The sequence below is a fragment of the Gracilibacillus halophilus YIM-C55.5 genome (genome assembly GCF_000359605.1).
GTDB lineage: Bacteria > Bacillota > Bacilli > Bacillales > Amphibacillaceae > Gracilibacillus > Gracilibacillus halophilus.
The window spans coordinates 17,081-37,837 of sequence record NZ_APML01000071.1 but is presented as its reverse complement, the minus strand read 5'-3'; the positions used below and the strand labels follow the sequence as shown (position 1 = coordinate 37,837).

Here is a 20,757-nt window from a genome sequence, read left to right as displayed (position 1 = left end):
AAGTTTTTTCTTTATGGTTTAAATATAAAAGATAAGTGAATATATGTAATAAATGCTTTCTTATTTTGTTTGAATAAGTAAAGGGGTGAATGTTTTGATCGGTGATATATTTGATGTTGAGTTTATTGAATCGATTACAAAGTTAATGATCGCACTTTTATTATCAGGACTGATTGGTTTTGAACGAGAATTAAATAAACATTCAGCAGGGTTTCGTACGCACATTTTAGTTGGCGTTAGTTCTTGTTTAATGATGTTACTTTCTATCAATGGATTTGAACAGTTTATCCAAGAGTATGATCAAGTTCGTTTTGATCCTGCCCGTATTCCTTCTTATGTCATTAGTGGTATTGGCTTTTTAGGAGCGGGTACCATTATTGTCAATGGTCGTACGATTCGAGGGTTAACAACTGCAGCTTCCATATGGGCAATGGCTGGATTGGGTTTAATTATTGGCATTGGGATGTATAAAGAGGCTATCGTGACGACGTTAATCATTCTTATTAGTTTAGTTCTCCTCAATAAATTTGAACAAAGGTTACATCGGAAACAGCATCAAATTGTATTTGAAGTAACGATTGACTCGGATTGGAAAGTGCCGAGCTTTATTGATAAAGTACAGTCGTATGCCATACACATTAAGGAATTTGAAGTCAATAAAATAAATAATGAACAACACAAAATCAAAATGTATATTGATGCCATTCATGTCGACAGAAGAGAAAATTTATATCAATGGTTGTTAGAGCAAGATCGCGTGGAAAAAGTGAAAATTCGGTTTTCGCAAAGTTAATATATGTGTTTATAGACATATATGGTAGGTAATAATATAGAACAGTATAGTTGCATCCACACACAGATAGGTATAATGATAATATAGTCAAATATAGTCAAAGTCAGATTGGAGGAGGGAAGATGCGAAATATATCCGATATTATTGAGGAATATTTGAAGTCCATTATTCAAAATAATCATGATCCAATCATAGAGATAAAACGTAGCGAAATTGCTGAACAATTTGAATGTGTTCCCTCTCAAATCAACTATGTCATTAATACACGTTTTACGTTAGAAAGAGGATATTTAGTTGAAAGTAAACGTGGTGGCGGTGGGTATATTCGAATTACAAAAATAACGAATCAGGATAAAGCACAACTCATTAATGACATTATTCAAAGGATTCAACCGCAAGTTAGTCAACAAAAAGCTGTCGATATATTAGAACGTTTAATGGAAGAGGAATTGATCACAAGTAGAGAAGCAAAGATGATGGTAAGTGCGATTGATCGAAACACGTTATCTTTTCAGTTACCGATTAGAGATGAAGTGAGAGCGCGGATCTTATCGGCAATGCTTGAGACACTGAAATATGAACTATAGGGGGTGGGCTACCATTGATTTGTCAAGATTGCCATCAAAATTCAGCAACCGTGCATTTAACACAAGTCATTAATGGACATAAGACAGAAATACACGTTTGCGAGTCATGTGCAAAAGAAAAAGGCTATGTTTCGGAAGAAGAAGAACCTTATTCTTTACACAATTTGTTGTCAGGGTTGTTTCATTTTGATACCTCGGCCATGGAAAAAAATTCAAGTAATCAAACCAAGTTAAATAAGGAATTAACTTGTAGTAAGTGTGGTTTAACTTATAAAGAATTCACTCAAGTTGGAAAATTTGGCTGTGCATCTTGTTATCAAACATTTGGAGACAATTTGAATCCCATCTTTAGAAGAGTGCATAGCGGTAATACAACGCATGAGGGTAAAGTTCCAAGACGAATTGGATCTGATATTTATCAGCGTAAAAAGTTAACAGATTTAAAGCGGACTTTACAACAGTTAATAACAGATGAAGCCTTTGAGGAGGCTGCGAAGGTACGTGATGAAATCAAATCCTTAGAGAGAGACCTAAACCAGGATGGGGAAGGTGAGGCGTAATGGGATTAGAACAATTTATCAATGAAGCCATTAGCCCGTGGTTAAAACAAGATGGCCCTGACAGCGATATTGTCATGAGTAGTCGCATTCGATTAGCTCGTAATATAGAGCAAATCCCTTTTCCAATTGTAGCGAGTCAAGATGAGCTTGAAGGGGTTTTACACTTTGTTCAGAATCATTTTAATCATCAATCATTTGAGCACTATAAAAACTTGGAATTCGTCCAAATTAATGAATTAACAACGACTGAAAAACAAGTGTTAGTTGAAAAACATTTAATCAGCCCTCATCTTGCGAATAAATCAAATGACGGTGCAGCCCTTATCTCAAAGAGTGAGCAGTTATCTATTATGATTAATGAGGAAGATCATGTACGAATGCAGTTGTATTTTCCAGGTTTGCAGCTTGAAAAGGCATTAGAAGAAGCTTTTCAAATTGATGATTGGCTAGAAGAAAAACTTGATTACGCGTTTGATGAGCATCGTGGTTACTTAACGAGTTGCCCAACCAATGTAGGAACAGGTATGCGAGCATCGGTGATGATGCATTTACCGGCTTTATCTATGACACAAAAAATGAATCAAATGATCCCCGCTATTAACCAGTTAGGATTGGTTGTTCGCGGTATTTACGGTGAAGGTAGTGAAGCGTTAGGTAACATTTTTCAAATATCTAACCAAATTACGCTTGGTCGTTCGGAACAAGATATTATTGAGAACTTAAAAAGCGTGGTACAAAAGCTAATTGAACAAGAACGGCATGCAAGGGCTGTATTAATGGATCAGTCAGAGTTAGCGCTTGAAGATAAAGTGTACCGTTCATATGGTGTCTTAGAACGTAGTCGGATTATTGAATCAAAAGAGACAGCGACTTGCCTGTCAGATGTACAACTCGGAATCGACTTAGGCATTATTACGAATATTTCAAAATCCATCTTGAATGAATTGATGGTATTAACCCAACCAGCTTTTTTACAGCAATACGCTGGTAAAACGTTAGCACCACAAGAACGCGATGTGTTTCGCGCATCTTTAATCCGTGAACGGTTGACGTTAGAGCAGAAGGAGGAGTTTTAAATGATGTTTGGCCGCTTTACAGAAAGGGCACAAAAAGTATTAGCTTTATCGCAAGAAGAAGCTGTCAGATTAGGACACAATAATATTGGTACTGAGCATATTTTGCTTGGGCTTGTGAGTGAAGGTGAAGGAATTGCCGCTAAGGCGTTACAAGCTATAGGTCTAGGTGCTGATAAAATACGTTCAGAAGTCGAATCATTAATCGGAAAAGGGAATCAAGTATCACAAACGATTCACTATACGCCGCGTGCAAAGAAAGTGATCGAACTATCAATGGATGAAGCACGTAAGCTGGGACATTCGTATGTTGGAACTGAACATATTTTATTAGGGTTAATTCGTGAAGGTGAAGGTGTTGCTGCTCGTGTCTTAAACAATGTTGGAGTTAGTTTAAATAAAGCGCGCCAACAAGTTCTTCAGCTCTTAGGAAATAACGAATCCAATGGGGCGCAAAATAGTCGAAGTGGCCAAGGTAATCCAGCGAATACACCAACATTAGATTCACTAGCTAGAGATTTAACGGCTATTGCGAAAGAAGGAAATATCGATCCAGTTATCGGTAGAGGAGAAGAGATTGAGCGTGTGATTCAAGTTCTGAGCCGTCGAACGAAAAATAACCCTGTATTGATCGGGGAACCAGGTGTAGGTAAGACAGCTGTTGCTGAAGGTTTAGCTCAACAGATTGTCCAAAATGAAGTGCCAGAAATTTTGCGTGATAAACGAGTCATGACATTAGATATGGGTACTGTCGTTGCTGGAACCAAATACCGCGGAGAATTTGAAGATCGTCTTAAAAAAGTAATGGAAGAAATCCGACAAGCTAATAACGTTATCTTGTTCATTGATGAACTGCATACATTGATCGGTGCTGGGGGAGCTGAAGGCGCCATTGATGCATCAAATATTTTGAAGCCTTCATTAGCCCGTGGTGATTTACAATGTATAGGGGCGACAACACTAGATGAATATCGTAAATATATTGAAAAAGATGCGGCTTTAGAGCGTAGATTCCAACCTATTCAAGTCGATGAGCCATCAGTAGAAGAATCGGTTCAAATTTTACAGGGATTACGTGATCGCTATGAAGCTCATCATCGCGTGACCATTACTGATGATTCCATTGAAGCGGCAACAAGGTTATCAGATCGCTACATTACGGAGCGATTTTTACCAGATAAGGCTATTGATTTAATCGATGAGGCTGCGTCAAAAGTTCGTTTACGTTCATATACAACGCCACCTAATTTAAAAGAACTTGAGCAACAATTAGAAGAAGTGAAGAAAGAAAAGGATGCTTCTGTACAAAGTCAAGAATTTGAAAAGGCAGCTGCATTGCGTGATGATGAACAAAAATTGCGTAAAGAATTAGAGGATACAGAAGCTGAATGGAAAGAAAAGCAAGGGAAAGAAAATACAGAAGTGCTTGTGGAAGACATCGCAAGTGTCGTTTCCACATGGACAGGAGTTCCTGTATCTGCGCTCACGAAAGACGAAAGTGAACGACTATTACAAATGGAAGATACGTTGCATGGGCGCTTAATTGGTCAAGAAGAAGCGGTTAAATCTGTTTCAAAAGCGATTCGACGTGCGCGCGCTGGGTTAAAAGATCCGAAACGGCCCATTGGTTCATTTATTTTCTTAGGACCAACTGGTGTTGGAAAAACCGAACTTGCCCGTGCGTTAGCGGAATCGATGTTTGGTGAAGAAGATGCGATGATTCGTATTGATATGAGTGAGTATATGGAGCGTCATGCCACTTCTCGTCTCGTCGGTTCACCACCAGGATACGTAGGACATGATGATGGCGGTCAATTAACGGAGAAAGTCCGTCGCAAACCTTATTCGGTGGTATTACTTGATGAAGTGGAAAAGGCGCATCCGGAAGTATTTAATATTTTATTACAAGTGTTAGAGGACGGACGTCTCACTGATTCCAAAGGCCGAACCGTTGACTTTCGTAACACGGTGTTAATTATGACATCCAATGTTGGAGCCAATGAGCTAAAAAGTAATAAATATGTAGGCTTTAGTATGGGAGATGAAGAGCAGAGTTATCAAGATATGCGTTCCAAAGTAATGGGTGAAATGAAAAAAGCATTCCGTCCAGAGTTTCTAAACCGGATCGATGATATTATTGTCTTCCACTCATTAGAACGTAAGCATATGAAGAGCATTGTAGAATTAATGGTAAAACAAGTTCAAAACCGTTTGGCTGATCAAGAGGTTTACTTGACGTTAACGGACCATGCGCTTGAAAAGATCGCAAGTGAAGGGTTTGACCCTGAATATGGTGCGAGACCACTACGTCGTTCGATTCAAAAAAACGTAGAAGATCGACTATCTGAAGAATTGTTGAGGGAAAATCTGCAAAAAGGACAGCAAGTAGTCATCGATGTTGATGAATCAGATGAGTTTAAAGTAGAAACCAAATAAATCATATTTGTAGGGGTGGTAGTGAAAAAGGATGGTTATCCTCTGTTTTGCTACCACCTATTTTTATAGCTAAGTAGACAAACAGACGAAGTAAATCAATCGTAAAATGGTGTTTATCATAGTGTCTGTGTTTCTTTTTTACAATTTTTCCATACATCCTTAACGAAATTGATAGATCTTTGTAACTTATAGTGGGCTAAAATCGTATATAATAGTAGAAGAGGGAGAGGTTATCTGTGGCAAAACGTAAATCCAAGTTTGTATGTCAACATTGTGGCTATGAATCGCCGAAATGGATGGGGAAATGTCCAGGATGCCATGAATGGAATTCCTTAATGGAAGAAACTGTTGCGACAGGTGCAGCGAATAGAGGAAACTGGACGCCATCAAGTAGTCAAGTGTCAAAACCACAACCCTTGAATCACATCCAAACACAAGAAGAACCAAGAATCAAAACAGACATGCAAGAATTCAATCGAGTGTTAGGTGGAGGAATTGTTCCAGGATCACTTGTATTAATCGGAGGAGATCCGGGAATTGGGAAGTCTACCCTTTTGTTACAAGTTTCCAATCAATTAGCTACAAAGGAAACGGACGTGCTTTATATTTCTGGTGAAGAATCCGAGCGACAAACGAAATTACGAGCAGAACGTTTAGGTATTTCAACCGGTCATTTATATGTGTTAGCTGAAACGAATTTGCTAGATATTGCTAACCAAATTGATGCGATGAATCCAGGGTTTGTTGTCATTGATTCGATACAAACCATCTATAAAGAAGAAGTAGCAAGTGCGCCTGGCAGTGTATCACAAGTTCGTGAGTCAACGAGCGAGTTGATGCGTATTGCAAAACAGAATCATATACCTATATTTATTGTTGGTCATGTGACGAAGGAAGGATCCATTGCTGGCCCGCGACTACTGGAACATATGGTGGATGCTGTGCTTTATTTTGAGGGAGAACGCCATCATACGTTTCGAATCGTTCGAAGTGTGAAGAATCGATTTGGTAGTACCAATGAAATGGGTATCTTTGAAATGGAAGAAGAAGGATTAGTAGAAGTTTTAAATCCGTCAGAAATCTTTTTGGAAGAACGATCACAAGGTGTAGCTGGTTCGACGATTGTAGCATCAATGGAGGGAACGCGACCTGTATTAGTCGAAATACAAGCATTAATTTCACCGACCAGTTTTGGTAATCCAAGACGTATGGCTACAGGAATTGATACGAACCGTGTGCCCCTTTTAATGGCAGTGTTAGAAAAAAGAGTTGGACTACTCTTGCAAAACCAAGATGCTTATGTAAAAGTGGCTGGAGGCGTGAAATTAGATGAACCTGCGATTGATTTGGCTGTAGCGATCAGTATTGCATCGAGCTTTCGTGATCAAGCACCACATCCAGATGATGTTCTGATTGGTGAAGTCGGTCTTACTGGTGAAGTTCGTCGTGTCGCTCGAATCGAACAACGTGTTCAAGAAGCGGCAAAATTAGGCTTTAAACGAGCCGTCATTCCATCAAAAAATTTGGACGGTTGGAATGTACCATCGGATATTGAACTCGTTGGTGTAGAATCCGTTCAAGAAGCGATACAATTCACATTAGCATAAAAATTGCCAGCATTTATTATTTTTATGTTTAAAATATTAGTAATCGGAGAGAATAGGAAATAGGAGGTGAATGTGGTGCTTAAACGATTTGTGCAAACTTTTTTTATAATTGCAGGTGGTACCGCAGGATATTTGTATATACCAAAACTATTAGAGTTATTTCGTGTGTTTGAAGGGTCTTGGTTAACGACAGATTCTGTTGCGCCATATGTTGGTTTGGTGTTGGGAGCTATTATATTATACGTATTTTCATTATGGGTAGCAGATTATATTGTTCATGTATTTACTTGGATTGAGGAAACTTTGATAAAAGCGCCAGTGGGAGATTTACTGTTTGGTAGTTTAGGATTAATTGTTGGTTTAATTATCGCGTACTTATTTATTAATCCAATTCAGGCGATTGAAATTCAAGTCATATCACAAGTCGTCCCTATCTTCTTAAGTATATTGTTTGCTTATTTCGGTTTTCAAGTTGGATTTAAACGAAGAGACGAATTTTTATCGTTACTGACCAAACCAAAAAAGGATAAGAGAAAGTCTGTAGTAAATGATGAAGCAACGTCCACTATGCCGAGACCCAAAATTTTGGATACAAGTGTTATTATTGATGGACGAATCGCGGATATATGTCAAACCAACTTTTTGGAAGGGACAATTATTATTCCGCAGTTTGTACTTGAAGAACTACAACATATTGCAGATTCTTCTGATGTGTTGAAGAGAAACCGTGGACGTAGAGGCTTGGATATTTTGAACCAAATCCAAAAAGATTTACCGATCAATGTCGAAATTTATGAAGGCGACTTTGACGAGATTCAAGAAGTGGACAGTAAATTAGTAAAATTAGCGAAAGTCATGAATGGTGTCGTAGTGACGAATGATTTTAATTTGAATAAAGTTTGTGAGTTTCAAAAAGTCGAAGTGTTGAATATTAACGACTTGGCAAATGCCGTCAAACCGATTGTATTACCAGGGGAAGAGTTATCTGTTCAAGTGATCAAAGACGGTAAAGAACAAGATCAAGGAGTGGCTTACTTAGATGACGGCACGATGATCGTTGTTGAGGAAGGGAAAGAATATATTGGACAAACGATTGAAGTCATTATCACAAGCGTATTACAAACATCAGCCGGTCGAATGATTTTTGCGAAACCAAAATTACTTGAAAAAGCATTATAAAAAAGGTATAACAGTGAAAGGGAAAGTGATAACATTCTGATGTGTGTTATCACTTTTCTTTTGAACGAAAAAGTTTTAAAATATGAATGATTACCGTCAAAGCATAAGGAACGATTAATTGGGGTGGCTGAATGATTCAATATAATGCAATTGTACTTGCGGCGGGACAAGGAAAACGAATGAATGTTGGGAAAAATAAACAGTTTATACATCTGTCTGGTCAGCCATTAATTATACATACATTAGCACGCTTTGCTGAAGACGAATGGTGCCAAACCATTTATTTGGTGATAAATCCAGCAGAAAAAGATGACATCACAACCTTATTACATTCATTTGATTGGAAAGATCGCATCGTTTTCGTCAATGGAGGCGAAGAAAGGCAAGATAGTGGCTATAAGGGATTACAAGCGGTTGAAGGAGAAACGGATATTGTGATGATTCATGATGGTGCCAGACCATTTATTGAAACATCTTACTTACATCAATTGGCTGAAAAAGCTGATTATACGGGAGCTGCCTTGCTCGCTGTACCAGTGACTGATACGATAAAACAAAAGCAAAATACTTCACTGACCACTTTAGATAGGCAAGCATTATGGGCGGCTCAGACTCCGCAAGCTTTCAAGTATTCAATCATTAAACGAGCACATGATATGGCACGTCATGAACAGTATATCGGCACTGATGATAGCGAACTGGTTGAAAGGCTCGGACAATCAGTGGATATCGTGCATGGAAGCTATCAAAATGTCAAACTGACAACACCAGAGGATATTGCTCGAGCAGAAGCGATTTTGAATAAGACCGATAAAGGAGAACGATAAGATGTTTCGCATCGGACAGGGATTTGATGTACATCAACTTGTTGAAGGACGACCGTGTATAATTGGTGGTGTAAGGATACCCTATCAATACGGGCTATTCGGACATTCAGATGCCGACGTATTATTGCACACGGTCGCTGATGCTTGTTTGGGGGCCATCGCTGAAGGTGATATTGGCAAGCATTTCCCAGATACTGATCCAAAATATAAAGACGCTGATTCACAAGTACTGTTACAAGAAGTTTGGAACATGGTACAACAACGTGGGTATCAGCTTGCAAATATAGATTGCACAATCATTGCACAAGCACCGAAGATGGCACCATACATATCTGACATACGTTCAAACGTGGCAAGATTACTGCAATCGAATACTGACCAAGTGAATGTAAAAGCGACGACGACAGAAACGTTAGGTTTTACGGGAAGAAAAGAAGGGATCGCAGCACAAGTAACTGTGCTGTTAACAAAGTGATAAGCAGATCAACTAACATTTTCTATTTGTTAATGGTAGAATAGAAGTAAGTAAATATATTGCATTGTTCGTGTATCGAAAATGAAGTGAACGGAATAGAAGGGAGTTTATATATAATGGCAAACGATGTACGGGTCCGGTATGCGCCAAGTCCAACAGGTCAATTGCATATAGGCAATGCGCGTACGGCTCTATTTAATTATTTATTTGCGCGACACATGAATGGTCATTTTATAATTCGCACAGAGGATACTGATGAAAAACGCAATGTCGAAGGTGGCGAACAAAGTCAACTCAGCTATTTAAACTGGTTAGGGATTGAATGGGATGAAGGTCCAGACATCGGTGGTACATACGGTCCTTATCGTCAATCAGAGCGGCTAGAAATTTACCAACAATATATTAATGAATTGTTGGATCGTGGGTTAGCTTATAAGTGCTATATGACAGAAGAAGAATTAGATCAAGAACGTGAGGAACAACGAGCGAATGGTCAAGTGCCAAAATACTCTGGTGCGCACCGAAACTTAACCAAAGAGCAGATAGACCAATTTGAAGCGGAAGGAAGACAGCCAAGTATTCGCTTTCGCGTGCCGGATAACGAAACCTATACGTTCTATGATATGGTTCGTGGCAAAATCACATTCGAATCCAGTGATTTCGGTGATTGGGTGATTGTAAAGAAAAATGGCATGCGACATATAATTTTGCTGTAGCCATTGATGACCATTTAATGGAGGTCAGCCATGTATTACGCGGTGAAGAGCACATTTCCAACACGCCAAAACAGATGATGATTTATGAAGCATTCGGTTGGGAAGCGCCGAAATATGGACATATGACACTGATCTTAAATGAACAACGGAAAAAGTTAAGTAAGCGTGATGAGCACATTTTACAATTTATTGAGCAATACAAGAATTTAGGGTATTTGCCTGAAGCATTATTTAACTTTATTACATTACTCGGTTGGTCACCTGTTGGGGAAGAAGAGCTCTTTAGTAAGCAAGAATTTATCGAAATCTTTGATCCTGAGCGACTGTCAACATCACCAGCTGTCTTTGACCCAGCCAAACTACGTTGGATGAATAATCAATATATAAAAGCATGTGAACGAGATCAAGTGGTTGAACTTGCTTTACCACATCTTGTGGAGCAAGGCCGGTTACCAGAAGATATGGATCAAGATACACGTGATTGGGCTGAAAAACTTATCGCTATTTATCAAGATCAATTATCGTATGGCGCAGAGATTGTCGAATTAACAGAACTGTTTTTCAAAAAGGAAATCGCCTATGATGAATCGGCAAAAGAAGTACTGAGCGGAGAACAGGTGCCAGAAGTACTACGTTCGTTTTCTGAGCATATTGCGTCTCTTGATGAGTTAACGCCTGAGGATGTGAAGGCACAAATTAAAGCAACGCAAAAACAAACAGGGCACAAAGGGAAACAGTTATTTATGCCGATACGTGTAGCAACGACAGGACAAGCTCATGGCCCTGAATTACCACAAGCCATTGCTCTTTTAGGCAAAAGTACGATTCAAACACGCTTGCAACAAGTCATTGACATGCTGTAAAGTGTCACACGAAGTCATGATTGAGATATAATAAATATGAAGAAACGTCGAAGAGGAGAAGTAAAAAGTTTCGACTCTCTCAGAGAATACCACCAGTGGCTGGAAGTGGTTAGAGTTCGTACTTTTGAAATGCACCTCGGAGTGTTTGTCTGAACCGAAAAGTAGGGCAAAGCGGTCATCTGCCGTTATCAGATAAAAGGGAAGGTATCAACCTTAAACAGAGTGGGACCGCGCAAAGAAAGCGTCTCTGTGCCAAAGAGCACAGAGACGCTTTTTTAATTATGGTTTCAGTTTTTTTACATGCGATTTGATACAAAGGATGATAGGAGAAGGGGGATGACAATATGGGATTTTTTCGAATGTTAAAACAGGATATTGATGTCGTATTTGATCAAGATCCAGCGGCAAGGACGTATGTAGAAGTATGCTTAACGTATTCAGGAGTACACGCGATTTGGTCACATCGTATTGCTCATGCCCTTTACCGGAAGAAGTTTTTCTTCATTGCCCGAGTGATCTCACAAATTAGCCGATTTTTTACTGGTATCGAAATCCATCCAGGAGCCAAAATTGGCCGTCGCTTTTTCATCGATCACGGTATGGGTGTTGTCATCGGTGAGACATGTGAAATTGGTGATCATGTCACAATCTATCAAGGTGTCACATTAGGCGGTACAGGTAAAGAAAAGGGAAAACGTCATCCAACAATTAAAGATCATGCGCTTGTGGCTACGGGTGCGAAGGTGCTCGGTTCGATTACGATCGGCGAAAATTCTAAGGTAGGTGCAGGATCTGTTGTGCTTAAAGATGTGCCTGATCATTCAACGGTCGTCGGAATCCCTGGAAGGATCGTCGTTCAAAATGGTGAAAAAGTACGTAAAGATTTAGATCATCACAAATTGCCAGATCCGGTGAGTGAAGTATTAAAAGAAATGGAATCCGAAATAGAAACATTGAAGCAAGAAATCAAATCACTGAAAAAAGGAGAGAAGTAGAATGGCGATTCGTATATTCAATACGTTAACAAGAGAAAAAGAAACGTTCACGCCTATTGAGCCCAATCGTGTAAAAATGTATGTATGTGGGCCAACGGTGTATAATTACATTCATATTGGCAACGCTCGCCCTGCGATTGTTTTCGATACAGTACGTCGCTATTTCGAATATCGAGGGTACAATGTGGATTATGTGTTGAACTTTACGGATGTTGACGATAAATTAATTCAAGCTGCTAATGAGTTAGGAGAAGAAGTGCCAACAATTGCCGAGCGATTCATTCAAGCTTACAAAGAAGATGTGGGCGCATTGGGTGTAAAAGAAGCTGTATATCACCCACGTGTCACAGAGACCATGGATGATATTATCATGTTTATTCAAACATTGATTGATAAAGGGCATGCCTATGAAGCGAATGGTGATGTGTACTTTAAGACACGTTCTTTTGATGAATATGGCAAACTTTCGCATCAGTCGATTGACGAACTACGGTCAGGTGCACGTATTCAAGTAGGTGAGAAAAAACAGGATCCGTTAGACTTTGCGTTATGGAAACAAGCGAAAGAAGGAGAAATAGCCTGGTCTTCTCCTTGGGGACAGGGCCGTCCAGGCTGGCACATTGAGTGCTCAGCAATGGCTAAGAAATATCTTGGTGATACGATTGATATTCATGCGGGTGGTCAAGACTTAGCTTTTCCTCATCACGAGAATGAAATTGCCCAATCGGAAGCGCAAAATGAACAGACGTTTGCTAATTATTGGATGCATAATGGTTATATTAATATTGACAATGAAAAAATGTCAAAGTCACTAGGTAACGTGGTACTTGCACACGATTTAATCCAACAACATGACCCGAAAGTCGTGCGTTTTTTCATGCTTAGTGTTCATTATCGTCATCCAATTAACTTCAGTGATGAATTGCTAGAAGGTGCGAAAAGTAGTTTTCAACGCATCATAAATGTTTATGAAAATTTAGAACACCGAAAGAAAGCAAGCGTCGATCTTACCGATGATACAGATGTGTGGCTCACGAAAGTCGATGCATTACAACAAAAGTTTGAAAAAGAAATGGATGACGACTTTAATACGGCGAATGCGATTGCTGTTATTTTCGACCTCGTGAAAGAAGCAAATGTCTACTTGCAAGAAAAGCAAACACATACGAAAGTTATTGATGCTTTTCAACAGTTGTTAAAGGAATCGATGCAAGTACTAGGGATCTCGATTGACGCAGATGATGAACTACTAGACGAAGAAATAGAACAATTAATTGCAGAACGTAAACAAGCGAGACAAGAGAAGAACTTCGCGTTAGCAGACAAAATTCGTGATGATTTGAAGGACAAAGGCATTATTCTAGAAGATACACCACAAGGAACTCGCTGGAAACGGGGGCTATAATGAAACCGGATGTGAAACAAATGAAAAGTGTAACCCTCGCTTATATGGGTGATGCTGTTTATGAAAAGCATGTTCGAGAACACCTCATTTCACAAGGGAAAGTAAAAGTGAAACAACTTCACCAATCAGCGGTTCGCTTTGTGAATGCAGAAGCGCAAGCGGCAGTGATTCATGAATGGATTGAACATGGCCAGTTATCTAACGAAGAATTAGCAGTTGTACGACGGGGGCGGAATGCAAAGGCAGGATCTGTCCCTAAACATACAACGGTACAAGCTTATCGGTATAGCACTGCTTTTGAAGCACTGATGGGTTTTCTTTACTTAGCTGGACAACACCAGCGATTAGAGTCATTAATCCATCGTGCGATTGATCACATCGAGAAAGGGGCGAGTGACATTGAGTAAGGAATGGATCATAGGAAAAAACACAGTCATCGAAGCATTACAATCGCAGCATTCCATTGAGAAAGTATATATGGCTGATCATATACAACCTGCTTTTGTCAAAAAAGTCAAAGCCTTCACGAAACAATCGAATACGACCTTACAACAAGTTCCGAAAAAAAAGCTGGATCAAATGGTATCAGGGAATCATCAAGGTATCGCAGCTCTCGTCTCTGCTTATGAATATGCAGACGTCGAAGATCTATTAGTCCGCGCTAGAGAAAAAAATGAAGCACCGTTTTTTTTAATTCTCGATGAAATTGAAGATCCTCATAACCTTGGTTCTATTTTAAGAACAGCCGATGCTACGGGAGTGCATGGGGTCATTATTCCGAAAAGAAGATCAGTTGGTTTAACAGCCACCGTTGCAAAGACATCAGTGGGTGCGATCGAACACGTACCAGTAGCAAGAGTGACTAACATTCGTCAAACCATTGAGCAGTTAAAAGAAGAAGGGGTGTGGGTTGTTGGAACAGCAGCGACTGCTTCTGAGGATTATCGTCATTTAGATGGCGAATTACCTCTCGCGCTTGTGATCGGTAATGAAGGCAAAGGGGTGAGCCAGCTTGTTCTGAAAACATGTGATTGGACGGTACAAATTCCGTTACATGGCCATGTGTCTTCACTCAATGCTTCTGTAGCGAGCTCATTACTGATGTATGAAGTGTATAGAAACAGATATCCAGTTGGTGAATCGTGATGGATGTACTCTTAGTTGACGGATACAACATGATTGGAGCTTGGGATGAATTAACGCAATTAAGAAATAAAGATTTAGAACAAGCAAGGCTAAAATTAATCGATCAAATGGCTGAATACCAAGCGTATAGGAAACGAAAAGTCATCATTGTTTTTGATGCGTATGATGTGAGAGGAACGGAGAGTCACCAAAAGCAATATAAAGTGGAAGTCATCTTCACTAAAGAAAACGAGACTGCTGATCAATGTATAGAACGTTTGATTAAGAATTTTAAAAATGTAAAAACGAAGGTGTTTGTAGCTACATCCGATTATACAGAGCAGCGCACCATTTTTGCACAAGGAGCATTTCGAATGTCAGCAAGGGAACTCAAAATTGAAATCAATAACATTCAAAAAGAAATTGCACGCGATATTCAAACGCATCAACAGGACCAAATACGAAGTAGAATCCCACTCGATGCTGCGACAATGCGCCTTTTTGAAAAGTGGCGACGTGGAGATAAGTAATGAGGGTGTATGTTGACGGAATAAAAGCGCTTCCTGTATAATATTGCTATTATTAGTCTAATATTCTAATTTTTTGGCAGTCGCAGGAGGAGTTCCGATAACCGCCATGCATAATGAAAACAGTAATGCTTTTCAGTCGATGGATGACAATGAATTGATTCTATTGGTACAAAAAGGGAACACTCTAGCTTTAGATTATTTAATTCAAAAATACAGAGCGTTTGTCCGAGCGAAATCAAAGACGTATTTTCTTGTTGGAGCAGATCATGAAGATATTGCCCAAGAAGGTATGATTGGCTTATATAAAGCGATTCGTGATTATGAGTTAGACAAGCTTTCGTCATTTAAGGCATTCGCTGAGCTTTGTATTACAAGGCAAATTATTACTGCGATCAAGACAGCAACAAGACAAAAGCATACGCCGCTTAATTCCTATATTTCTTTAGACAAGCCGATTTATGATGAAGATTCAGATCGAACATTGATCGATGTGATTGAAGCGACGATCGCTGTTGATCCACAGGAACTTATTGTAAATCGAGAGAAGTACGGAGATATGGAACATCAATTGGCAGAAATTCTAAGCGATTTAGAACGAGATGTACTTCTTTTATATTTAGAAGGGAAAACCTATCAAGATATCTCTGAAGAATTAAATCGTCATGTGAAGTCGATAGATAATGCGCTCCAGCGAGTGAAGCGAAAGTTGGAAAAATTCTTAGAAGATAGCGATATTCAGATTACTTAACGATAGCATGATTCTCTTAATAGAAGTTTGACAGCCTTATATAACCATGCTACATTAGTAGAAGTTAAAAATCCCTCTGTGTTTGGAGTGGAGAAACTTGGGTCATAAAGTACATTTAGCTTGTGAGATTTGCCACCATCGGAATTATACGACCGAAAAAAATAGATCAGACCAACGTCGAATGGAAATCATGAAGTTTTGTAAAACGTGTAAGCGGCATACCATTCATCGTGAGACAAAATAGTTATTGCGATAGAAGTTGATAGTTTGGAGGTACCTTCTGTGAAACCAGTGACTTTTTTAAAGAATGTAAATCGTGAGATGAAAAAAGTATCATGGCCAAAAGGACGTGAACTTACTCGTTATACGATTACTGTCATTCTTACTGTTCTTTTTGTAACTGTCTTTTTTGCACTTATCGATTTAGGAATCACACAACTTCTTAACATGTTGTTTGAATAATCTTCGTTCTTATATGTTATAATGTAAATAAATAAGTTGACGACGAACCCGTTTAGCGGGTTTTTTCATTGGGAGAAAAGAATATATATGTCGAAAGCACTGTATCTAATACTAGACATTTGTTTTTGTATTTTTGCTTTGAGTGCTTTTGTCGATCGTTCGCCATTAGCGTAAATGTTCATAATGACTAGATTTTATAAAGGGAGGGAAGGGCGAGTTAAGCCCCTGTCATGGAAAAAAGATGGTATGTCGTGCATACGTATTCCGGTTATGAAAATAAAGTAAAAACCAATTTAGAAAAACGATTAGAATCAATGGGCATGGAAGATAAAATATTTCGCGTGCTCGTTCCAGAAGACGAAGAAACTGAAATTAAAAATGGCAAAAAGAAAGTCATGAAGAAAAAAGTGTTCCCCGGTTACGTTTTAGCTGAAATGGTGATGACTGATGACTCTTGGTATGTGGTACGCAACACACCAGGTGTTACCGGGTTTGTCGGCTCAGCAGGCTCAGGTACAAAGCCAATGCCGTTATTAGATGAAGAAGTAGAAAGCATACTTAAACGGATGGGGTATGATGAACCGAAAGTAACGGATGTTGATTTCGAAGTAAAAGAATCAGTGGAAGTAACGGATGGCCCGTTTGCAGAATTCACAGGAACGATTGAAAATATAGATCTAGATAAACAGAAAGTGAAAGTGCATGTCAACATGTTCGGGCGTGAGACGCCAGTAGAGTTGGACTTTTCACAAATTAAAAAGTTATCATAAATCATAATGTTTATAAGGAATTTCTCCCACACACTTGCATTTTGTGATAGATAATGCTAAAATTTTTATGTTCTTTATGCCTCGAGTATAAGGTGAATTGCATATGTAATTGAGTGGGAGGGTGAATATACCCTATTACCACATCACGGACTTAAGGAGGTGTGTCTCGTGGCTAAAAAAGTAGAAAAAGTAGTAAAACTACAAATTCCAGCAGGAAAAGCGAATCCAGCACCACCAGTTGGGCCGGCGCTAGGTCAAGCAGGTATCAATATTATGGGATTTTGTAAAGAATTTAACGCTCGTACACAGGATCAAGCTGGTATGATTATTCCGGTAGAAATCACGGTATTTGAAGACCGTTCATTTACATTTATTACGAAAACTCCACCGGCAGCGGTGTTGCTTAAACAAGCAGCTGGGATTGAAACAGCTTCAGGCGAACCGAACCGCAATAAAGTTGCAACTGTCAATAGCGACAAAGTAAAAGAAATTGCGGAACAAAAAATGCCTGACTTGAATGCTTCCGATGTCGAAGCAGCAACCCGTATGGTTGAAGGTACTGCACGTAGCATGGGTATCGTTATCGAAGACTAATCTCACGTGGATGAGTGAAAGCGGAGGTTGCGGTCGTGGAGGATAAGCTTCATCATCGCAACCTTTATTATGACAGTCCGCTTTCTAAAAGTGGGAGGTATAACCGTTAAAACCACAAAAGGAGGAACGAATCATGGCAAAGAAAACAAAGAGACAACAAGAAGCAGCAAAACTTGTTGATCGCTCACAACAATACGAAGTAAATGAAGCTTTAGAACTTGTAAAAAAAGCGTCTACTGCAAAGTTTGATGAAACAGTAGAAGCGGCATTCCGTTTAGGAGTTGACCCGAAGAAAGCTGACCAGCAAATTCGTGGAGCACTTGTATTACCACATGGTACTGGTAAATCACAAAGAGTTCTAGTATTTGCTAAAGGCGACAAAGCCCAAGAAGCTGAGCAAGCAGGAGCTGACTACGTTGGTGAACAAGATTTAATCAATGAGATTAATCAAGGTTGGTTCGATTTTGATGTAGTCGTAGCAACACCTGATATGATGGCTGAAGTGGGTAAATTGGGTCGCGTCTTAGGTCCAAAAGGCTTAATGCCAAATCCAAAGACAGGTACAGTAACATTTGAAATTGAAAAAGCCGTGCAAGAAATTAAGGCTGGTAAGGTAGAGTACCGAGTAGATAAGCAAGGGAATATCCATGTACCAATTGGCAAAGTATCCTTTGATGTAAATACATTAGCGGATAACTTTAATGCGTTAGCTGATACGATTGTAAAAGCGAAACCGCAAGCTGCCAAAGGAACTTATCTACGTAATGTGGCTGTTTCCTCAACAATGGGGCCTGGCGTTAAAATAGATGCATCCACTTTTGCATAGTAACGCTACTTGACTTTTATGAGGAACTCCCTTATAATGCTAGAGGGTTTGCGTTATAACCTAGTCAAATTAAATACATGATACCGTAGACAGCAGGTGCCGAAATGGCTTAATTTCCTGCCGAGGTGTGTCGATAAATGATCGAACGGCGAACGATTTTCGTTTGATATACTGGCAGAACCTCCGTGTCTACATGGAGGTTCTTTTTTATACGGTATGGTGATTGTGTAAATAGGAGGTGGAAGGATTGTCAAAAATCATTGAAAAGAAGAAAGAGCTTGTTTCCGAGATTGCGGATCAACTTCGTGATAATAAGGCAAGTGTACTTGTTGACTATCGCGGACTTAACGTAGATGAAGTAACAGAATTACGTAGTCAATTACGTGAAGCAGGCGTAGAATTCAAGGTTTATAAAAACACAATGACAAGTCGTGCTGCTGAAGAGGCGGGATTAACTGAATTGAACGATGTACTTGTTGGTCCTACCGCAATTGCATTTAGTCCAGAAGATGTGGTTGCGCCAGCTAAGGTGATTAAAAACTTCTCAAAAGAACATGAGGCGTTAGAAATCAAAGGCGGTGTCATTGAAGGAAGTGTCGCTAGCTTAGAACAATTGCATGATCTTGCTGACCTTCCGAATTACGAAGGGCTTGTATCCATGTTGCTTAGTGTACTTCAAGCACCTGTGCGTAACTTCGCATATGCAACAAAGGCTGTTGCGGAGCAAAAAGAAGAAGGCGCGTAAGCTCGTAGCTTAAAAGAAATATGTACGTAACAACATACATTTATAGGAGGAATTAAAATGTCTAAAGAGCAAATTATTGAAGAAATTAAAGAAATGTCTGTTCTTGAATTAAATGATTTAGTAAAAGCGATCGAAGAAGAATTTGGAGTAACTGCAGCAGCCCCTGTAGCAGCAGCTGGTGCTGGCGCTGGTGCTGAAGAAGCTGAAGAACAATCTGAATTTGATGTTGTACTAGAAGATCCTGGTTCTTCTAAGATTAAAGTTGTTAAGGCCGTACGCGAAATTACTGGTCTTGGCTTAAAAGATGCAAAAGAATTAGTTGATAACGCTCCTGGAAACGTCAAAGAAGGCGTAGACAAAGAAGAAGGCGAAGACATTAAAGGCAAGCTAGAAGAAGCAGGCGCAACAATTGAATTGAAATAAGAATGATAAAAAAGGGGAAGCTCGCTAATCAGTAGCGAGCTTCTCTTTCTATTATCGGCGTTCATGATGATTTTATGGATGAGAAAGGATGGGGTGCTGTGACTGATCATTATTACAATTCAATGCCAAATACGGTAAGTGATCCACAAGAATGGAACGCGCATGTGTTAGGGAGGACGTATCGTTTTCGTACGGACCGTGGCGTGTTTTCGAAAGATATGGTTGATTTTGGTTCAAAGACATTAATCGAAACATTTGAAGAGCCAGCTCAACAAGGAGATATTCTTGATTTAGGGTGTGGCTACGGGCCAATAAGTGTTGTTTTAGCGGATGTGCATCCACATCGGCATGTCATTGGAAGTGATATCAATCAACGCGCGCTAAACTTGGCGAAAGAAAATGCCCAAAACAACCAAGTTAATAATGTTACATTTATTGAAAGTAACGGAGTTGAACAATTGCGTCAAGAATCATATGTTGCGATTGTGACTAACCCTCCGATCCGAGCGGGAAAGAAAGTTGTGCATGACTTTTTTGAGGGAGCTGGACAAATGTTGGTTGAAGGTGGCCATTTATGGGTGGTGATGCAGAAAAAGCAAGGAGCTCCATCAGCGCAGAAAAAACTTGATGAGTTATTCGGGACTGTTGAACTTATAAAGAAAAATAAAGGCTATTATATATTTCGTGCCATCAAACAATAATTTGTTATATTCTCATGAAGTAGAAAAAACAACGGAAAGATTAGTTGACTTACGTATGAAATTATGGTAGTATTGAAAAATGCCAACAGATCGAAAAGTTTGTCAAGCTAAAATGTTGAAAAAATGTATAAATTTTTCTGTAAGGGAAAAACTATTCAACATGAGTATTATGCTTGTGTTCTTTTTATTCTCTGTACACATGGTAATTTATTAGCTAATAAAATGTCTCACATTTTTATTTTCCTTATTATACTCCACAAGCTTCATTTCAATTACATTTGCCCAATTAAGCAAATGTTTTATATAAAAACTTGTGA

23 protein-coding genes, 1 pseudogene and 2 other annotated features are annotated in these 20,757 nt (G+C 39.2%); all 24 genes and pseudogenes read left to right on the top strand.

Annotated elements, in window-relative coordinates:
• Positions 1–145 precede the first annotated feature (145 nt).
• Positions 146–793 (top strand): MgtC/SapB family protein, encoded by a 648-nt coding sequence (locus J416_RS13205; protein WP_083875603.1) that lies wholly within the window; start codon positions 146–148, stop codon positions 791–793.
• A gap of 122 nt (positions 794–915) precedes the next feature.
• Complete coding sequence (locus tag J416_RS13200; RefSeq protein ID WP_003473460.1) at positions 916–1,380, top strand: CtsR family transcriptional regulator; 465 nt, start codon at positions 916–918, stop codon at positions 1,378–1,380.
• Between the two features lie 14 nt (positions 1,381–1,394).
• Positions 1,395–1,940 carry a protein-arginine kinase activator protein McsA gene (locus tag J416_RS13195; RefSeq protein WP_003473458.1) on the top strand — a complete coding sequence of 182 codons (546 nt, stop codon included), beginning with the start codon at positions 1,395–1,397 and terminating at the stop codon, positions 1,938–1,940.
• Positions 1,940–3,016 carry a protein-arginine kinase McsB gene (locus J416_RS13190; RefSeq protein WP_003473456.1) on the top strand — a complete coding sequence of 359 codons (1,077 nt, stop codon included), beginning with the start codon at positions 1,940–1,942 and terminating at the stop codon, positions 3,014–3,016. The genes J416_RS13195 and J416_RS13190 overlap by 1 nt, the downstream gene beginning before the upstream one ends.
• The gene (gene clpC / locus J416_RS13185) at positions 3,017–5,449 is read left to right on the top strand and encodes an ATP-dependent protease ATP-binding subunit ClpC (RefSeq protein ID WP_003473454.1); all 2,433 of its coding nucleotides are present in this window, start codon (positions 3,017–3,019) and stop codon (positions 5,447–5,449) included. It begins immediately after the preceding gene.
• A 236-nt stretch (positions 5,450–5,685) separates the two neighbouring features.
• Complete coding sequence (gene radA, locus J416_RS13180) at positions 5,686–7,056, top strand: DNA repair protein RadA (protein ID WP_003473451.1); 1,371 nt, start codon at positions 5,686–5,688, stop codon at positions 7,054–7,056.
• 75 nt (positions 7,057–7,131) lie between these two features.
• Entirely contained in the window at positions 7,132–8,235 is a 1,104-nt protein-coding gene (locus tag J416_RS13175) for a PIN/TRAM domain-containing protein (RefSeq protein ID WP_003473448.1), read from the top strand.
• 134 nt (positions 8,236–8,369) lie between these two features.
• Positions 8,370–9,062, top strand: coding sequence for a 2-C-methyl-D-erythritol 4-phosphate cytidylyltransferase (gene ispD / locus J416_RS13170; RefSeq protein ID WP_040513639.1), 693 nt, complete (start codon positions 8,370–8,372; stop codon positions 9,060–9,062).
• Between the two features lies 1 nt (position 9,063).
• Positions 9,064–9,537, top strand: coding sequence for a 2-C-methyl-D-erythritol 2,4-cyclodiphosphate synthase (gene ispF / locus J416_RS13165; RefSeq protein ID WP_003473442.1), 474 nt, complete (start codon positions 9,064–9,066; stop codon positions 9,535–9,537).
• A gap of 116 nt (positions 9,538–9,653) precedes the next feature.
• Positions 9,654–11,116 (top strand): annotated as a pseudogene (gltX, locus tag J416_RS13160) (glutamate--tRNA ligase).
• A gap of 38 nt (positions 11,117–11,154) precedes the next feature.
• Positions 11,155–11,368 (top strand) — a binding site (T-box leader).
• Positions 11,369–11,460: 92 nt separating this feature from the next.
• Positions 11,461–12,111, top strand: coding sequence for a serine O-acetyltransferase (gene cysE / locus J416_RS13155; RefSeq protein ID WP_003473439.1), 651 nt, complete (start codon positions 11,461–11,463; stop codon positions 12,109–12,111).
• Between the two features lies 1 nt (position 12,112).
• Positions 12,113–13,516 carry a cysteine--tRNA ligase gene (cysS, locus tag J416_RS13150; protein ID WP_003473436.1) on the top strand — a complete coding sequence of 468 codons (1,404 nt, stop codon included), beginning with the start codon at positions 12,113–12,115 and terminating at the stop codon, positions 13,514–13,516.
• Complete coding sequence (locus tag J416_RS13145; protein WP_003473434.1) at positions 13,516–13,923, top strand: Mini-ribonuclease 3; 408 nt, start codon at positions 13,516–13,518, stop codon at positions 13,921–13,923. Before cysS ends, J416_RS13145 begins: the two co-directional genes overlap by 1 nt.
• Entirely contained in the window at positions 13,916–14,662 is a 747-nt protein-coding gene (rlmB, locus tag J416_RS13140; protein WP_003473432.1) for a 23S rRNA (guanosine(2251)-2'-O)-methyltransferase RlmB, read from the top strand. The genes J416_RS13145 and rlmB overlap by 8 nt, the downstream gene beginning before the upstream one ends.
• Complete coding sequence (locus J416_RS13135) at positions 14,662–15,171, top strand: NYN domain-containing protein (RefSeq protein ID WP_003473431.1); 510 nt, start codon at positions 14,662–14,664, stop codon at positions 15,169–15,171. The genes rlmB and J416_RS13135 overlap by 1 nt, the downstream gene beginning before the upstream one ends.
• Positions 15,172–15,277: 106 nt before the next feature.
• A complete protein-coding gene (gene sigH / locus J416_RS13130; RefSeq protein ID WP_003473428.1) occupies positions 15,278–15,919 on the top strand; it encodes an RNA polymerase sporulation sigma factor SigH in 642 nt (213 codons plus the stop codon).
• 97 nt (positions 15,920–16,016) lie between these two features.
• The gene (gene rpmG / locus J416_RS15510; protein ID WP_003473426.1) at positions 16,017–16,163 is read left to right on the top strand and encodes a 50S ribosomal protein L33; all 147 of its coding nucleotides are present in this window, start codon (positions 16,017–16,019) and stop codon (positions 16,161–16,163) included.
• A 38-nt stretch (positions 16,164–16,201) separates the two neighbouring features.
• Complete coding sequence (gene secE, locus J416_RS13125; protein ID WP_003473423.1) at positions 16,202–16,381, top strand: preprotein translocase subunit SecE; 180 nt, start codon at positions 16,202–16,204, stop codon at positions 16,379–16,381.
• A 230-nt stretch (positions 16,382–16,611) separates the two neighbouring features.
• Positions 16,612–17,151, top strand: a complete 540-nt coding sequence (nusG, locus tag J416_RS13120) for a transcription termination/antitermination protein NusG (protein WP_003473420.1) — start codon at positions 16,612–16,614, stop codon at positions 17,149–17,151.
• Between the two features lie 168 nt (positions 17,152–17,319).
• Positions 17,320–17,745 carry a 50S ribosomal protein L11 gene (gene rplK / locus J416_RS13115; RefSeq protein ID WP_003473417.1) on the top strand — a complete coding sequence of 142 codons (426 nt, stop codon included), beginning with the start codon at positions 17,320–17,322 and terminating at the stop codon, positions 17,743–17,745.
• A gap of 133 nt (positions 17,746–17,878) precedes the next feature.
• A complete protein-coding gene (gene rplA, locus J416_RS13110) occupies positions 17,879–18,571 on the top strand; it encodes a 50S ribosomal protein L1 (protein ID WP_003473415.1) in 693 nt (230 codons plus the stop codon).
• 65 nt (positions 18,572–18,636) lie between these two features.
• Positions 18,637–18,787 (top strand) — a sequence feature (ribosomal protein L10 leader region).
• 31 nt (positions 18,788–18,818) lie between these two features.
• Positions 18,819–19,316, top strand: coding sequence for a 50S ribosomal protein L10 (gene rplJ / locus J416_RS13105; RefSeq protein ID WP_003473413.1), 498 nt, complete (start codon positions 18,819–18,821; stop codon positions 19,314–19,316).
• Positions 19,317–19,373: 57 nt separating this feature from the next.
• The gene (rplL, locus tag J416_RS13100) at positions 19,374–19,739 is read left to right on the top strand and encodes a 50S ribosomal protein L7/L12 (RefSeq protein ID WP_003473411.1); all 366 of its coding nucleotides are present in this window, start codon (positions 19,374–19,376) and stop codon (positions 19,737–19,739) included.
• Between the two features lie 74 nt (positions 19,740–19,813).
• Positions 19,814–20,440, top strand: coding sequence for a class I SAM-dependent methyltransferase (locus J416_RS13095; RefSeq protein WP_003473410.1), 627 nt, complete (start codon positions 19,814–19,816; stop codon positions 20,438–20,440).
• Positions 20,441–20,757 lie beyond the last annotated feature (317 nt).

Bases quoted from the DNA above. Each gene is read 5' to 3' on its own strand.
- J416_RS13205 (WP_083875603.1), top strand. From the start codon at position 146: ATGATCGCACTTTTATTATCAGGACTGATTGGTTTTGAACGAGAATTA.
- J416_RS13200 (WP_003473460.1), top strand. From the start codon at position 916: ATGCGAAATATATCCGATATTATTGAGGAATATTTGAAGTCCATTATT.
- J416_RS13190 (WP_003473456.1), top strand. From the start codon at position 1,940: ATGGGATTAGAACAATTTATCAATGAAGCCATTAGCCCGTGGTTAAAA.
- clpC (WP_003473454.1), top strand. From the start codon at position 3,017: ATGATGTTTGGCCGCTTTACAGAAAGGGCACAAAAAGTATTAGCTTTA.
- ispF (WP_003473442.1), top strand. From the start codon at position 9,064: ATGTTTCGCATCGGACAGGGATTTGATGTACATCAACTTGTTGAAGGA.
- cysE (WP_003473439.1), top strand. From the start codon at position 11,461: ATGGGATTTTTTCGAATGTTAAAACAGGATATTGATGTCGTATTTGAT.
- cysS (WP_003473436.1), top strand. From the start codon at position 12,113: ATGGCGATTCGTATATTCAATACGTTAACAAGAGAAAAAGAAACGTTC.
- J416_RS13145 (WP_003473434.1), top strand. From the start codon at position 13,516: ATGAAACCGGATGTGAAACAAATGAAAAGTGTAACCCTCGCTTATATG.
- J416_RS13135 (WP_003473431.1), top strand. From the start codon at position 14,662: ATGGATGTACTCTTAGTTGACGGATACAACATGATTGGAGCTTGGGAT.
- sigH (WP_003473428.1), top strand. From the start codon at position 15,278: ATGCATAATGAAAACAGTAATGCTTTTCAGTCGATGGATGACAATGAA.
- nusG (WP_003473420.1), top strand. From the start codon at position 16,612: ATGGAAAAAAGATGGTATGTCGTGCATACGTATTCCGGTTATGAAAAT.
- rplA (WP_003473415.1), top strand. From the start codon at position 17,879: ATGGCAAAGAAAACAAAGAGACAACAAGAAGCAGCAAAACTTGTTGAT.
- rplL (WP_003473411.1), top strand. From the start codon at position 19,374: ATGTCTAAAGAGCAAATTATTGAAGAAATTAAAGAAATGTCTGTTCTT.
- J416_RS13095 (WP_003473410.1), top strand. From the start codon at position 19,814: ATGGATGAGAAAGGATGGGGTGCTGTGACTGATCATTATTACAATTCA.